We start from the raw sequence: 15,551 nt of genomic DNA, 5'->3' as shown, positions 1-15,551 counted from the left end.
GGGCGGCGTCGCCGGAGACCCGGACGTCACCCGCGGCCCACGGCACGACGACCGTCGACCCCGCGGCGACCTGCGTGCTCGCACCGGACGACGTCGTCAGGACGCCCTGGCCGGACGGCACGACGACGACCGCGAAGCCCGCCTCCCAGCCACCCCCGTCGCGCAGGCGGTGCGCGCGGAAGAACTCGCCGGCGCGCGGGAACAGGTTGCCGTCCTGGGCGGGCTCGGCGATCAGCGCGAGCACCTCCTCGCGCGTGTACCCGCGCCGGTCGACCGCGCCGAGCGCGACGTCGAAGCCCAGGCCCAGGTGGCCGTCGACGGTCCCGTCGATCGGGTAGCCGGCCCACTCCAGCAGGACCGACAGGTCCGTCGGCTCCTGGAGCTCCACGACGAAGTTTCCCTCGCCGATCGCGTGCGGCAGGCCCGCCGGCAGGTACACGGCGTCGCCCTTGCGCACGGGGATCCGGTGCATCGCGGCCAGCATCGACTCGACGTCCTGCGTGTCGACCCACCGGCGCAGCTCCTGCTCGGACACGTCGCGCGAGAACGCGACGTGCGCGTCGGCGTCGGCCAGCGCGATCCAGCCCTCGGTCTTGCCGTGCGACATGCCCAGGTGCTCCTGCGCGAACGGCACGTCGGGGTGGATGTGCACCGGCAGCCGCTCGCCGGCGTCGAGCAGCTTGACGAGGATGAGGTCGGAGCCGTGCCGCTCGACGTGCGTGCGCCCGAGCCACCCGTCGGGGTCGGCCGCGACGGCGTCCCGCAGCAGCCGGCCGTCGGGGAGCGTGGTCAGACCGACGCTCTGCGAGCCGAACACGGTGCTCGTCGATCCCACCCAGTCCTCGGGCGTGTGCAGCACCTCGCCGGCCGGGGCCGGGTCCATGCCACGGAACTCGCGGATCCGCGGCCCGCCGGCGTAGAAGCGGGCGGGGGGCTGGTTCGCGCTCAGGACGATCGGTTCCACGGGTGCTCTCCTCGTTCGGGGGTGGATGGTGGCGGCGCCTGCGTCGCGTCGTCGCGCGTACCGCAGCAGGAAGCCGCCGGCGAAGGTGTCCCCGAGCCCGACGGTGGTCGGGTTCGGGACGTCGACCTGCGGGGTCGCGACCGCGCGCAGGCGGGGCACCGCCTGCTCGAGCGCCCGCGCGACGCGCAGGCCGTCGGGGTTCCGGGGCAGGTCCCGGCTCTCCTCGAGGTCGTCCGGGGTGATGCGGTCGCCCACGCGGTAGCGGGTCGAGGCGAGCTCGACGCCGCCGGCCACGCAGTCGACCAGCGTGTCGGGGTCGTCGCCCACCACCAGCGCCCAGCAGCGGGAGTGGACGACGAGGTTGCGCGCGGGCACCAGCTCGGCCAGGCGGGTCACCGCGTCGGCGACGTCGACCGGGTCGAGCAGGTCGACGGGCCGCCCGACGATCTCCTGCATCTCGTCCTCGTTCATCGACCACACGTCGGTCCACGGCAGGAGCCGGTCCCGCACGACGGCCGCGAACTCCGGCACGTGGTACCCGCAGTCCTCGTGCAGGACCAGCGAGCCCGGTGCCATGCGGGCGATGCCCTCGACGACGCGGTCGAGCCGGTCGTCGAGCAGCGCGCGGTCCCGGATGACGTTGAAGCCGCAGCAGAGGAACGCGTGGCTGTCCCCCACGACCTGCTCGAGGTCCGGGTGCAGCACCAGCTCGCGGCTCGGCGGGTCGTTCGCGAAGATCAGCCGGTTGGCGTGCGGCGCCTCGACGACCGTGTCCCCGACGCGTGCCCTCGTCCCCCGGGGGTACTGCACGATCAGGTGCGGGTCGAGGCTGTCGTGCTGCGCGCTGCACAGCGCGTCGACCGCGCCCGGCAGCAGACGACGCACGTGCTCGTCGGTGCTCACCAGGTGCACCCGGCTCGGGTAGTCCAGCTGGGCCAGTGCCAGCGCGGCCCGCACCCCGGTGCCGCCGAGCGTCACACGGTGCACGAACCGGGCCGCCACCTTCTCGATCACCGCGGTGTCGGCGACGAACCTCTCGCCGCCGACACCGCGGGCCACGAAGCCGAGGATGCTCGCGACGAGGTCACGCTCGTCGTGGACCGGCCTGTCCGGGTCCAGGTCGTCCGGTGCGATCCCGAGCTCGACGGCGAGCTGCTCCAGGACGGTCGCGTCCCACTCGATCTCGTAGTCGACCGTGCCGGCCAGGCCCAGCAGCAGCCGCGTCGTCGCGTCCGCGTGCATCTCGACGTCTCTCCTCGTGCTCGTCGCTCAGTACAGGTCGGCCTTGCCGTCCGCCGCGAAGAGGCGGATCTTGTGGGCGGCCGTCTCCTTCATCGCGGCGACGCACAGCGGCTGGACGTCCATCGGCTCGCGGACGGCCGGGTCCTGCAGGACCTCGCGCATCTTCTGGTGGTAGCTGACCTTGATGTCGCTCGAGATGTTGATCTTGTTGATGCCGCGACGCACGGACTGCGCGATCTCGTCGTCGGGGTTGTTGGAGCCGCCGTGCAGGACGAGCGGCAGCGGTGCCGCCAGCTTGATCGCGTCGAGCAGGTCGAGGCGCAGCTCGGGCTTGAGCTCCGGCGGGTAGATGCCGTGGCGCGTGCCGATGGCGACGGCCAGGGAGTCCACGCCCGTGCGCTTGACGAACGTGGCGGCGTCCTGCGGGTCGGTGTAGATGATCGTGTCGGCGCCGGCCTCGGCGTAGTCGTCGGTCTTGCCGATGGTCCCGAGCTCGGCCTCGACGGACACCCCGACGGCGTGGGCGACCTCGACGACCTTGCGGCTGACGTCCACGTTGTCCTCGAAGGACTCCATCGACTTGTCGATCATCACCGACGTGAAACCGCACTGGATCGCCACGAGCGCCTGCTCGAACGACGCGCCGTGGTCCCAGTGGATCGCGACGGGGATCGGGGACGCCTTGACGCGCTCGATGACCGACGGGAGGAACGCCCGCGTAGTGTGCTGCAGCTCGTTGGGGTGGATCGCGACGATGAGCGGGGCGCCGAGCTCCTCCGAGATGTCCATGATCCCCGTGAACATCGCCCAGTCGCTGATGTTGAACGCGGGAACCGCGAAGTGGTGGTCGTTGGCGGGTGCCAGGATCTGCGAGCCGTTGACGAGCATGACGAATCCGTCTCCTTCGTGGGGGTGTTGCGGACAGGCGTGAAAGGGCGTCAGAGCTTGACCGAGCCGGCCGTGAGCCCGCCGATGAAGTAACGCTGGAAGAAAAGGAAGAGGAGGAGCACCGGAAGGCATCCCATGACGCTCATCGCGAGCATCTGGTTCCACTCGTAGGCGTGCTGCCCCATGAGCAGCTGGATGCCGATCGGCACCGTCCTCATGTCCTCGGTGCGCGTGAGCGTCAACGCGAAGAGGAACTCGTTCCACGCGATCATGAACGTGTAGATGCCGACCGAGACCAGGCCGGGGACGGCGATGGGGACGAGGATCCGCCACAGTGCGGTCCAGCCGCCGGCGCCGTCGACCTTGACGGCCTCGTCGAGCTCACGCGGCAGCGTGTTGAGGTACCCGGTGAGCATGATGATCGCGTACGGGAGCGTGAACATCATGTACGTGAGGATCAGGCCCGGGTAGGTGTTGTAGAGCCGCAGCGCCACCACGAGCCCGAAGTACGGGATGAGCAGCGTGATCGGCGGCACGGCCTGGACCCCGACGATGACGACGTTGATCGTCTTCTTCCCCGGGAAGTCGAACCGGCTGAACGCGTAGGCGGCGAGCAGGCCCACCAGCAGCGTCAGCGCGGTCACCGACAGCGCCACGACGTAGCTGTTGAGGAAGAACCGGAGCTTGACCGGGTCGGTGAGGATCGCCGTGTAGGCGTCGAACGAGAAGCTCTCGGTGACGAGCCGCGGCGGGAACTCGAAGATCTGCCCGTTCGGCTTGAACGAGTTGGAGAGCATCCACAGCACGGGCAGTCCCGAGAAGAGCGACGCGATCGTCAGCGAGACGACGACGCCGGTCCGCTGCAGCCGTCGCGTCCGCTGCTTGCGCAGGGCGCCGGGGCTCGGCACGGGGAGTGGCTTGCGCACGAGGTCGGTCACGGGTCAGTCCTTCATCTTCTGGCTGCGCGCGTAGAAGATCGCCAGCACGAGCGACGCGAGCAGGATCACCACGGCGCTGGTCGAGGCGAGCGCGAACTCGTAGCGGCTGAACGCGAGCTTGTAGGTGTAGGTGCTGAGCACCTCGGTCGCACCCATCGGACCGCCGCCCGTGGTCATCCAGATGAGCGGGAACTGCTGGGTGGTCCAGATGACGTCGAGCAGCCCGAGGCTGATGAGCAGCGGCCGCAGCTGCGGGATCGTGACGTTCCAGAACCGCTGCACGGGGTTCGCGCCGTCGACCTTCGCCGCCTCGTGCATCTCGGCCGGGATGCCCTGCAGACCGGCCAGGAGGCTGATCATGAAGAACGGGTAGCCCGCCCAGATGTTGATGACGGTGACCGCCCCGAGCGCCAGCGCCGGGGAGCCGAGCCAGTCGGTCAGGCCCACGTCGATGCCCACGGTGTTGAGCAGGTAGTTCACGACACCGCGCGGGTCCAGCAGCATCCGCCACAGCACCGCGACGATCGCGATGGTGAACAGCCACGGCAGCACCAGCACGACGCGGTACGCCGCACGCAGCCGGGGCCCGATGAGGTCGGTGTTCAGCAGCATCGCGAACGTCAGCCCGAGGACCATGTGCACCGCGACGCTGACGAGCGTGAACACCAGCGTGTTGCGGCCGGCCTGCCAGAAGGCGCGGTCGGTGATGATCTGCACGTAGTTGGCGAACCCGACGACCTGCGGGTCGCGGTTGGTGATGACGTTGTCGAAGATCGAGTAGCCCACGACCATGGCCACGGGCGTGGCCATGAGGACGATGAGCAGGACGATCGTCGGCGAGAGGTAGCCGAAGGCGGCGAACCGGCGCCGCTCGTTGGGGCCGCGGCGCGGGCCGCGCAGATCCTGCGGCTCGGACGGCTGCGGCGTGGCGGCCTGTCGGGGGGTTCTGGTGATGGTGACCAACGGTCCACTCCTCCTGGGGAGCCCGGTCGCGCCCGACGGGGCGGACGCGACCGGACTCAGGCCGGGTCTAGAACTCGCCGGACCACGCGGTCTGGGCGGCCTTGAGCGCGTCGGTGACGGGCAGGTCGCCGTCGAGCATCCGCTGCACCTCGGTCGCGTACTGGCGCTGCAGCTCCTGGGCGACGGGGGCACCGACGAACTCGTTCATCGGGTAGCCGTCCTGGAAGATGTCGAACGCCTGCTTGAACAGGGGGTCGGTGCCGGAGAAGTCCGGTGCGCCGTCGACGTTGCCGGGGAACCCGTTGGCCCACGTCGAGAGCTCGGAGCTCACCTCGGCGCTGAGCAGGAACTCGAGCAGCTTGAAGGCCTCGGCCTTGTGCTCGCTGGAGTCGGCGATGCCGACGCCCCACGAGTTCGTGTTGATGCCGATCTCACCGGAGTACCCGTCGGGCACCGGGGGCGCCACGACGGTGAAGTTCAGGTCCGGGTTCGACGCCCGCAGCATGTTGATGTGGGCCAGGGACGAGAACATCATCCCGACGCGACCGGCCGCGAACTCCTCGACCTTGTCCTGCTCGGCCATCGAGAAGGCACCGGGGCTGACCGCGCCGGCGTCCCACAGCTCCTTGACGAACTCCAGGCCCGAGACGGACGCCTCGTTCTCCAGGTCGGGCTTGCCGTCGTCCGTCAGGATCTGGCCACCGCCGGCCCAGACCCACGGGAGGATGTCGTTCTGGACGCCGTTCGCGGTCTCGAGCGCGAGCGGCATGGCCCAGCCGGACGCGTCGCCGCCGGCTTCGGAGATCGCCTTGGCGGCCGCGAGGAACTCGCTGCGCGTCGTGGGGGGCTCGGAGACGCCGACCTGCTCGAGCAGGTCGAGGTTGACGAAGAGCGGGTACGCGAAGTTGACGGCGGGCACCATGACCGTGGCGCCGTCGACGGTGACCTGCTGGACGAGCTTCGAGGTGTCGTAGTCGTTCTCCTCGAAGATCTCCCCGAGGTCGGCGATGGCGCCCTGGCGCGACAGGTCGTACAGCCACGACCCGTCGAGACCGACGACGTCGGCGATGGTGCCGGAGGCGGCACCCGCGATGATCTGGTCCTTGGTCTGCGACCACGGGCCGGAGATGAGCTCGACCTCGATACCGGGGTTCTCGCTCTCGAAGCGGTCCATCAGCTCGCGGAAGGACCCCTTGGGAAGCTCGGGCTCCCACCACTGCATGAACTCGAGGGTGACCGTGCCGCCCTGCGGCTGGTCCGCGTCGGCCTGGCCGCTCGCGGAGCAACCGGCGAGCGCTACGACTCCTGCGATGCCGGCGGCAAGCGCACCGCGCTGCCAGCCATTCGAGCTCGTCATGACTCTCCTCACTGAGTGTCGACACCGGTGCGCTTCGTTGCGCACGCCTGCAGACTAAGGAGAGTTCTTGCGGTTTTACAAGTGGTTGTGCGTGAAGCTGCATGAAAGTGCGGTGCTCTGCGCAACCTAGTGCGGCAGGACGACCTCGACCTCCGCGGCCTCGAGCGCCCGCGCCAGCGCACCGCGGGGTGCCGTGTCCGTGACGAGGTAGTCGATCACGGACAGGTCCGCGATCTGGGAGAACAGCACCTGGTCGAACTTCGTGGCGTCCGCGAGCACGGCGACACGACGTGAGATGCGCATCATCTCGGCCATCGTCTCCGCCTCCCCCACGTGGCTCGTCGACACCCCCATCTCGGCGTCGACACCGCCGACGCCCACGAGCGCCAGGTCGCAACGTATGGTCCGCTCGCCCGCCCCGCCACCACCGAACACGACGGGACCCACCGTGGCCTGCGCCGCGATGCGCACCGCACCACCCAGCAGGTAGACGTCCCGCACCGCCTCGCGCGGCAGGACCCCCGGCAGCAGCAGGTTGTTCGTCACGACGATGAGGCCACGGTGCTGCTGGAGGTGGCGCGCGGCCGCGAGCGTGGTGGTGCCGCTGCCGACGACGACCGCCGAGTGGTCCGTGACCAGGCGGGCCGCGGCCGCACCGATGGCCTCCTTCGTCTCGGACTGCATCACCATGCGCTCACCGAGAGCGCGGTCCGGCCGTGCCTGCCCCGTCGCGACCATCGCGCCGCCGTGCGTGCGCACCAGCACGCCGTCCGCGTGCAGGCGGTCGAGGTCGCGACGGACGGTGTCCATGGAGACGCCGAAGCGCTCGGAGAGCTCCGCGACGGTCACCTCGCCCGCGCTCGCGACGTGCTGGGCCAGCTCGGCCTGCCTGCCGGCGGGCAGACGTCGGCCGTTGCCGGGGTGGGGGTCTGTGGGCTGATGGGCCATACGTCAGGTGTAGCACGAAGTCGCATGACCTCGCAGGTGATCGCGTGACCGCTGCGCCGGACACACCAGGATCGGTGCGGATCGACGAGGGATCGCGAGCGGGCACTCCGGGCGAGGTCGTAGGTGGATCCGTAGGCGCTCCACCGCCTGCCCCGTCGTGGCCACGGGCCACTCGACCTGGCTGGGTGATCCGCAGGTCCGGGACGCTCCACCGGATGGCGGCAGTCGGTCCGGCGGCCCGGTGGGCACAATGACGCATGCTCTCCGCGGACGACATGCGCCACTTCCTCGCCGTCGCGCGCACGGGCCGCCTGGTACTGGCCGCGGCGGAGCTGCGCGTGGACCACACGACGGTCGGGCGGCGGATCACCGCACTCGAGCGTGCCGTTGGCCACCGGCTCTTCGACCGGACCCCGGAGGGCTGGCGGCTGACCGAGCGCGGTCAGCGGCTGCTCGAACCGGCCGAGAGCATCGAGCGCGCGCTGCTGGAGACCCGCGAGCTCGTCGACCGCGGCCGGTCGTCCATCTCCGGGTCGGTGCGCATCCTCTGTCCCGACGGCTTCGGCAGCTTCCTCCTCGCCCCGGCACTCGGCGCGCTCTCCCGGGACAACCCCGGGCTGACCGTCGAGATGGCGACGGCGACGGTCCGGCTCGGCCAGACCGTGCGCGACTTCGACGTCGCCGTGACCCTCGAGGAGCCGCGCTCGTCGAAGGTGGTGACGCGACCTCTCAGCGACTACCTGCTCAAGGTGTACGCGTCGCGGGACTACCTCGCGCAGCATGGGCCCATCGGCACGGTGGAGGACCTGCATGGGCACACGACCATCTGGTACGTGGACCAGCTCCTCGACGTGCAGCCGCTGCACGCCGTCGACAGCCTGCTGCCCGGTCCGGCGGCGATCCAGTCCACCAACGTCGTCGCGCACTGGCAGGCAGTCGCGGCGGGCATCGGCGTCGGACCGCTGCCGCAGTACATCGCACGGCAGGACCCGCGCCTGGTCCGCGTGCTGCCGCACGTCGAGTACCGGCAGCGGTACTGGCTGGTCACGCCGCGCCAGCACGCGCGCCTCTCCCGCGTGCGGCTCGTGGCGCAGCTGCTCCAGGACATCGTCACCGAGCGCGCCGAGGACCTGCTGGGTCCTGGCTGACGGGCCGGCGGTGGTCCCCTGCACCGCCGGCCGTCGTCATCCGCCCACGACGGCCGCCGCCGCCCGGCCTGCCCACCGGCCCGTGATGTACGCGGGCGCGAGCCCACCCGCATAGCCCTCGTTCGACAGCCCGCCGATGTCCGAGCCGGCCACGTGCAGCCCGGGCACCGGGCGGCCGTCGGCGTCCAGTGCGCGGGCGTCGGTGTCGATCCGCACCCCGCCCAGGGTGAAGGTCACCGACGGCTGCACCATGAGCGCGTAGAACGGCCCGGTGTGCGGCGCCCGCGCCGACGGCGACACCGGCACTCCGTCGCTGACGCCCCCACCGGCGAGCGTGACGTCGGTGTAGTGCTGGAGGGTGCGGGCGAGCCGGTCACCGTCCACGCCCCACGCCGTCACGGTCCGCACGAGCTGCTCGAGGGTCGCGGCCTCGGCGCACCGGCCGCCGCCCCGGCGGGCGAGGTCGAAGCGGTCGACGGCGCCCAGGCCCGGGAAGGACTCGGCCACGGCTCGGGTCGAGCGCACGTCGTGGTCGAAGAGCATGACCCCGCGCCCCTCGGGCTGGAGGGTGACCGCCTGGTTCAGGATCTCGTCGCCAAGGGTCTCGTCGCAGAACCGTTCGCCGCGCAGGTTCACCAGCAACGTCGCGTCCGAGTAGTACTGGGTCATCGGCGTGAAGTCCTCCGGCCCGAAGGTGTCCAACGGGTACGGCAGGAGGTGTCCGTAGTAGGTGGCGAGGCCCGCGGTCGCAGACGCCCCGGCCCCCGTCGCGAGCCGCAGGCCGTCGCCCACGCTGCCGCGGTTGGACCGCAGCACCAGCCGGTCCGCGTGAGGTCCGACGTAGCGGGCGAGTAGCTCGGGAGCCCCCTGGAATCCGCCGGTCGCCAGCACGGTCGCCCCCGCCTCGTACCTGACCAGCGCGCCGGCCGCCTCACGCACGAGGACGCCTGCGACCGCGCGGGCCTCGTCCTGGAGCAGCTCGACCGCCGTCGCACCGGTGGCCAGCCTGCCGCCGGCCGCCTGGACCTCCGCTCGCGCCAGCGACAGCATGGCGCGGACGTCGATGGACCAGCCGATGCCGAAGGTCATGATGTCCCGCGTCTCGGCCTCGGCGACCCGCGCACCGAGCGCCCGGATCTCCTCGAGCGTCTCGCGGTGGTCGGCGACCACCCTCTCCGCGAGCGCGACGTCACCGCGCGGGATGCGACGCCGGTACGCCTCGACCGACGGGGCTGTCCAGAACATCCCGACCGACAGCGCCGCGGATCCGCCCGGCTCGGCCTGCTTCTCCAGCAACGCCACGCGGGCGCCGGCCCGCGACGCGGCGAGAGCGGCGGAGGTACCCGCCATCCCGGCGCCCACGACCACGACGTCGTACCGACGCACCTCCACCATCACGCGGTCCCCATGGTCACGACCGCCCGGCCCTGGATCTCACCGCGCGCCAGCGCGCCGTAGGCGTCGTTCACCTCCGCGAGCGCGAACCGCCGGGTGACGACCTCCTGGTACCGGAGCAGGCCGCGAGCGGCCAGGTCGACCACCGCGGGGAGGTCGACGCGCGTACGTGCGCCGTAGTTGCCGATGATCCGCAGGCCACGGCGGACCACCTGGTTGATCTCGACCTCCGCTGTCGAGCCCGCGGCGCCCAGGCCGACGGGGACCATCCGTCCGCCGGCCGCGAGCAGGCTCACCGCCTGCGCGAAGGTGCCCGGGCTCCCGAGCACCTCGAAGGCCACGTCGACGCCGCGTCCCCCGGTGGCCTCGAGCACCGCCGCGCGTGCGTCGACCGTGCGGGAGTTGACCGTCCGGGTCGCGCCGAGCCGCTCGGCCGCGGCCAGCTTCTCGTCGTCGACGTCGACCGCGATCACCTCACGGGCCCCGAACACCCGGGCCAGCTGGACGAGGTTGGAGCCCACGCCGCCGACCGCGACCACCGCGACGGTCTCACCGAACTCCAGCTCCGCCGCACGCCGCACGGCCCCGTAGGCGGTGAGCGCCGCACAGCCGAGGATCGCCCCGGCGACGGGGTCGACACCGTCCGGCAGCGGTGCCAGCGCCGTCACCGGGACCACGGCGTACTCGGCCATCCCGGCCATCGAATACATGGCGAGCGTCGCGCCGTCGGCGTCGGTGAGTCGGCTGGTGCCGTCGAAGAGCTGGCCCTTGAGCCGGTTGCGCTCGTAGAAGACGGTGCACATGTCGTCGCGGCCGCGACCGCAGTACTCGCACCTCCCGCACGGCATGAGGAACGCGCCCGCGACGTTCATGCCGACCTCGAAGCCGTACCGCTCCGCCTCGGGCCCGAGGGCGACGACGGTGCCGGACACCTCGTGACCGGGGACCGCGGGCGTGGGGAAGGCGATCGAGCCGTCCATGACGTGCAGGTCGGTGTGGCACACCCCGCAGGCGGCCACCCTGACGAGCACCTCGTCGCGGGCCGGTCGAGGGGTTGGCACCTCCTCGACGGAGAGAGGCGCGCCCGGCGCACGCAGCACCGCGGCCCTCATCGTCGCCGGGACCGTGGTCATGTCGTTCATCGGTTCCTCCGTCGGTCGGGTCGGTGGGACGGGCGAGGGCAGCGCCCACCAGCGGCCCGTCGCGGGACGGCCCGCCACTGCGGTGAGGGACGACAGGTCAGTGGGTCGTGCTCGGGAAGCTCATGCTCGCCGCGACGCGGTCCTCCTGGTGCGGCCACCGTGTGGTGACGACCTTGGCGCGGGTGTAGAAGCGGACAGCCTCGGGACCGTGGGCGTGATGGTCCCCGAACAGCGAGTCCTTCCAGCCGCCGAAGGAGTAGTACGCGACGGGCACCGGGATCGGGACGTTCACGCCGACCATGCCGGCCGTCACCCCGAGGGTGAAGCGGCGGGCGTGCTCCCCCGAAGCGGTGAAGATGGCCGAGCCGTTGCCGAACGGCGAGGAGTTCACCAGGTCGAGGGCCTCCTCGAAGGTGTCCACCCGCAGCACGGCGAGCAGGGGGCCGAAGACCTCGTCGCAGTAGGCGCCCATGTCCGTGGTGACCCGGTCCAGGACCGTGGGGCCGACGAAGTAGCCCTTCTCGTGGCCCTCGACCACGACGTCACGGCCGTCCACCACCGGCACGGCTCCCGCGTCCACCGCGGCGGTGACGTAGTCGACCACACGCCGCCGGGCGTCGTCGGTGATCACCGGTCCCATGTCCGTGCCCGGGTCGTCGCCGGGGCCGACGACGACCGCCTCCGCGCGGGTGCGCAGCTCCTGCACCAACGGGTCGGCGGCCGCACCCACCGCGACCGCGGTCGTCACGGCCATGCAGCGCTGCCCGGCCGACCCGAAGGCCGCGGCAGCGAGCTGCTCCGCCGCGAACGACGGGTCGGCGTCGGGCATGACGACCGCATGGTTGTTCGCGCCACCGAGGGCCTGCACGCGCTTGCCGTGCGCGATCGCCGTCTGCTGCACGTAGCGCGCGATCGGCGTGGAGCCCACGAAGGAGACCGCCGCGATGCCCGGGTGCTTCAGGATCGCGTCCACGGCCTCCTTGTCGCCGTGCACGACGTTGAAGACGCCGTCCGGCAGGCCGGCTTCGCGGTAGAGCTCGGCGACGAGGTTCGACGCCGAGGGGTCGCGCTCCGACGGCTTGAGCAGGAACGCGTTGCCCGTCGCGATGGCGACCGGGTGCATCCAGAACGGCACCATCGCCGGGAAGTTGAACGGTGTGATGCCTGCGACGACGCCCAGCGGCTGGCGCAGGCTGTGCACGTCGACACCCGTCGAGGCGTCCACGGTGAACTCGCCCTTGGCCGCGTGGTTGATGCCGCAGACGAAGTCGAGCGTCTCGCGGCCGCGGCCCACCTCGCCCAGCGCGTCCGGGACGGTCTTGCCGTGCTCACGCGAGATCGTCCGCGCCAGCTCGTCGCTGTGCTGGACGACCAGATCCCGCATCCGGAACAGAATCTCGGTCCGCCGGGCGAGCGACGTCGCAGCCCAGTCCCGCTGCGCCTCGGCCGCAGCGGCGACCGCACGGTCCACGACGCCGCCGTCGGCCCGCGCGACGGTCCCGATGCGCAGACCCGTGGCGGGGTTGCGCAGGGGAAGTCCCTCACCGGAGCCGGGGACTGTGGCACCGCCGATCCAGTGGTCGACCTGGTACTCGGTCATCGTGCTCCTCCTTCGTCGGCCCCCGGGAGCAGGGAGACGAGCTGGTCGTAGGTGGCCACCTCGGAGGTGGCCCGGGCAACGCCGTCCGCCGCGTCGAGCACCCGGCGCAGCGCCGCAGCCGTCCCGGCGACGCCGTCTGCGAGCAGGACGCACTCGGGAGAAGCGGCACGCTCGGCGGCCCCCTGCCCCTCGGACGTGCTCGACTTCGCCTGCGTCGCCTCGAGGTCGGCCTCGACGAGGTGCAGACCGCACATCGTGGTGTCGGCGAGGACGACCGCGGCCTGCTCCTCCACCAGACGGGCCAGAGCGGCTGCGTCGTCGCTCTCCAGGTGGACGACGGAGAGCTCACGTCCGACCGCGGCGCCGTGGGAGAACAGGACGCGCATGACGGACCGCCACGGCTCCACGAAGAGCGTGACCGCCTGCTGCGTGAGCGGGGTCGGGGTGTCGAGCCGGCGCAGGTACTCCGCCGAGCGGAAGACCGCGGTGTCGGCCGTCTCGTAGACGGTCAGGTGCCGCGGGCCGGGCGAGCCCTCGCGCCGGACGTACCGCCGCCCCCGCAGGAAGCCCGGCGTGCCGACCCGCTCAGGGAGGTGCTGGTGGGTGTACCAGAGGTCGAAGAGGTCCTCGTCGGCCGGTGCGAGGTCGACCGTGTAGAGCATGACGCCCTGCCCCAGCAGGCCGGGGCGGCGTCCGTCGGTCCAGGCGCTGGGCAGGTCCACGGCTCCTCCTCAGGCCCCGACGAACTCGTGGCGCATGGCACCGACGCCCGCGACCCAGGTCTCGACCACGTCGCCGGGCCGCAGGTACTCGGGGGGCGTGCGGCCCAAGCCGACGCCGGCGGGCGTACCGGTGAAGATCAGGTCGCCCGGGTAGAGCTCGACCACCGCCGACAGGTACTCGATCACCTGCGGCACGCTGAACACGAGCTGTGCCGTGGTCGACGACTGCACCTGCTCACCGTTGAGGGCGCAGCCGAGGGCGATGTCGTCCGGGTCCGCCAGCTCGTCCGGGGTCACCACGACGGGACCGATGGGCGCGTACCCCGCGAAGGACTTGCCGACGCTGAACTGCGGTGCAGGGGGACGGAGCTGCACCTCGCGGTCGGACAGGTCCTGCCCCGCGGTGACGCCGGCGACGTGCTGCCACGCCTGCGCCGCCGGGATGTCCCGCCCGCCACGGCCGACGACGACGACGAGCTCGACCTCCCAGTCGACGCTGTCGCCCGACAGCCGCACGGTGCCTGTGGGCCCGGTGATCGCGGATTGGAAGTTGGTGAACACGGTCGGGAAGGACGGCAGGTCGTTGCCGGACTCCTCGACGTGGTCGACGTAGTTCAGCCCGATCGCGAAGATCTGGCGGGGCTGCGGCACGGGTGCTCCGAGCCGCGCCGTGTCGAGCCCGCTCTCGACACCCGTGACGTCCCCCTGCTCCCGCGCCCACCCCGCGAACTCGTCCCACACGTCGTAGACGGCCTGCGGGTCGCTGGTGAACCGGCCGCCGCTCACCTCCTCTACGTCCACCGGGCCCTGCCGGGTCAGGAGGGTGAGTCGGCCGTCGACGTTGGCGATGCGCATAGGTGTCTCTCCGAGGTGGGATGGGGTGGGCGCGGGCCGGCTGCGCAGGTCAGCCGACGAGGGTGATGTACCAGAACCGCACGGCCGCGGTGGTGGCGATGAGCATCGTCACGGCGATGAGGACGTTCATCCACTTCCCGGCGCGGTAGCGGCCCATGATGCTGCGCTTGTTGACCAGGTACCACCACGTCGCGACGCCGATCGGCATGAACGTGGAGTTGAACGCCGAGCCCCAGGTGGTCCACTGGAAGGGGTCGAGACCGAGGATCGGGATGGTCAGGGCCAGGAGGATCGTCACGATCTGGACGATCTTGAACCGAGGTGCGGCGATGTCCCGCTTCCAGCCCATGAGGTCCGACACGACGTACCCGTTGACCTGCGTCTGCACCGCGAGGGTGGTGATGCAGGCACCGAGGAGGCCGACCGCGAACAGAACCGTGGCGAACGAGCCGGCGACGGGCTCGAGGGCCGCACCGGCCTCGAGGGCGGAGGTGACCTTGATGCCCTCGGGGAACAGCGTGGAGCCGACGACGATGAGCACGGCGAACTGCACGACCAGCAGCAGCACGTTGCTCGCACCGGTCTCGAACCGGACCAGCTTGAGGCTCGACGTGCCGTAGCCCGTCGACCGGCTCGCGTACGCCTGGATGACCGGGACGTTGATCGCGAGCGCGGAGCTGAGCACCGCGGTGAACAGCAGGACCTCGGACCGACTGCTCGGCAGCGAGAAGCTGAAGGTCTGGGAGAAGAAGCCGCCCCAGTCCACCGGGACGATGAACAGCGAGACGAGGTACGACAGCGCCAGTGCCATGATCAGGTACTTCAGCACGGCGTTGGCGACCTTGATCTTGCCCGGCAGCAGGGCCAGCACAGCCGTGACGGCGAGCGCCACGACGGTCCACACGCGGATGTTCACCTGGGGGAAGAGCGCGTTGAGCGCGAGCCCGGCGAGCACGGCGTTCACCGCGTGGAACACGAGGTTGACCAGGACGATGGCCACGGCGTTGAGCGTGCCGACGACGGGGTGGACGTAGGTGCGGATCGCGTCGATCGGGTCGCGCTTGGTGACGACGGTGATGCGGACGCAGATGAGCGTCGCGACGTACACGGCGAGCACGGCCGGGATGAACACCCAGCCGAACATGAAGCCGGTCGCGGCGGCGAGCAGGACGCTGTTGGTGACGCTGGCCGAACCGATGTTGAGGCCACCGGCCAGGAAGGCGGGGCCGGAGCGGCGCAGCTGGGCGCCGAACCCTCGGGGGGACTCGACACCGTCCGCGGCGGGTGCCGCGGGGGGCGGTGTCTCGGTCTCTGCAGTCATGCGCTCCTCCTTGAGACGCTGATGCGTACGGTCCGGCCGCCCCCGGGGGTGGGGCGGCCGTCGTGCGC

At 71.3% G+C, this 15,551-nt stretch carries 13 protein-coding genes; 1 reads left to right on the top strand and 12 read right to left on the bottom strand.

The window, feature by feature from the left end; genetic code table 11:
• The 6 genes from H9657_RS19245 to H9657_RS15170 all read right to left on the bottom strand — a co-directional run.
• The coding region (locus H9657_RS19245) for an ADP-dependent glucokinase/phosphofructokinase (protein WP_225215419.1) at window positions 1-2,206 on the bottom strand (2,206 nt) is incomplete at its 3' end.
• A gap of 27 nt (window positions 2,207-2,233) precedes the next feature.
• Complete coding sequence (locus H9657_RS15190; protein ID WP_191784266.1) at window positions 2,234-3,094, bottom strand: ketose-bisphosphate aldolase; 861 nt, start codon at window positions 3,092-3,094, stop codon at window positions 2,234-2,236.
• A 50-nt stretch (window positions 3,095-3,144) separates the two neighbouring features.
• Entirely contained in the window at window positions 3,145-4,032 is an 888-nt protein-coding gene (locus tag H9657_RS15185) for a carbohydrate ABC transporter permease (RefSeq protein ID WP_318241532.1), read from the bottom strand.
• Between the two features lie 3 nt (window positions 4,033-4,035).
• On the bottom strand, window positions 4,036-4,995 hold the full coding sequence (locus H9657_RS15180) for a carbohydrate ABC transporter permease (protein ID WP_225215418.1): 960 nt from the start codon (window positions 4,993-4,995) through the stop codon (window positions 4,036-4,038).
• A 67-nt stretch (window positions 4,996-5,062) separates the two neighbouring features.
• On the bottom strand, window positions 5,063-6,352 hold the full coding sequence (locus H9657_RS15175) for an ABC transporter substrate-binding protein (protein ID WP_191784265.1): 1,290 nt from the start codon (window positions 6,350-6,352) through the stop codon (window positions 5,063-5,065).
• Between the two features lie 126 nt (window positions 6,353-6,478).
• Window positions 6,479-7,300 carry a DeoR/GlpR family DNA-binding transcription regulator gene (locus tag H9657_RS15170; RefSeq protein WP_191784264.1) on the bottom strand — a complete coding sequence of 274 codons (822 nt, stop codon included), beginning with the start codon at window positions 7,298-7,300 and terminating at the stop codon, window positions 6,479-6,481.
• 257 nt (window positions 7,301-7,557) lie between these two features.
• Here H9657_RS15170 and H9657_RS15165 point away from each other — a divergent pair, with 257 nt between their 5' ends.
• Complete coding sequence (locus H9657_RS15165) at window positions 7,558-8,448, top strand: LysR family transcriptional regulator (RefSeq protein ID WP_191784263.1); 891 nt, start codon at window positions 7,558-7,560, stop codon at window positions 8,446-8,448.
• A gap of 36 nt (window positions 8,449-8,484) precedes the next feature.
• Here the strand turns inward: H9657_RS15165 and H9657_RS15160 are convergent, their stop codons facing one another.
• The 6 genes from H9657_RS15160 to H9657_RS15135 form a co-directional block, all read right to left on the bottom strand.
• Window positions 8,485-9,843: an FAD-dependent oxidoreductase gene (locus H9657_RS15160; protein ID WP_191784262.1), complete on the bottom strand. Its 1,359-nt coding sequence runs from the start codon at window positions 9,841-9,843 to the stop codon at window positions 8,485-8,487.
• Window positions 9,843-10,985 (bottom strand): zinc-binding dehydrogenase, encoded by a 1,143-nt coding sequence (locus H9657_RS15155; protein WP_225215417.1) that lies wholly within the window; start codon window positions 10,983-10,985, stop codon window positions 9,843-9,845. Before H9657_RS15155 ends, H9657_RS15160 begins: the two co-directional genes overlap by 1 nt.
• Window positions 10,986-11,082: 97 nt before the next feature.
• On the bottom strand, window positions 11,083-12,585 hold the full coding sequence (locus H9657_RS15150) for a CoA-acylating methylmalonate-semialdehyde dehydrogenase (protein ID WP_191784261.1): 1,503 nt from the start codon (window positions 12,583-12,585) through the stop codon (window positions 11,083-11,085).
• Window positions 12,582-13,307 (bottom strand): hypothetical protein, encoded by a 726-nt coding sequence (locus H9657_RS15145; RefSeq protein ID WP_191784260.1) that lies wholly within the window; start codon window positions 13,305-13,307, stop codon window positions 12,582-12,584. Before H9657_RS15145 ends, H9657_RS15150 begins: the two co-directional genes overlap by 4 nt.
• Window positions 13,308-13,316: 9 nt before the next feature.
• Window positions 13,317-14,162: a fumarylacetoacetate hydrolase family protein gene (locus H9657_RS15140; RefSeq protein ID WP_191784259.1), complete on the bottom strand. Its 846-nt coding sequence runs from the start codon at window positions 14,160-14,162 to the stop codon at window positions 13,317-13,319.
• 49 nt (window positions 14,163-14,211) lie between these two features.
• Window positions 14,212-15,483, bottom strand: a complete 1,272-nt coding sequence (locus H9657_RS15135) for an NRAMP family divalent metal transporter (protein ID WP_191784258.1) — start codon at window positions 15,481-15,483, stop codon at window positions 14,212-14,214.
• Between the last annotated feature and the right edge of the window lie 68 nt (window positions 15,484-15,551).

The organism is Cellulomonas avistercoris, assembly GCF_014836445.1.
GTDB lineage: Bacteria > Actinomycetota > Actinomycetes > Actinomycetales > Cellulomonadaceae > Cellulomonas > Cellulomonas avistercoris.
Note: the sequence above shows the minus strand (reverse complement) of the source record. Positions and strands in the feature narration are given on the sequence as shown.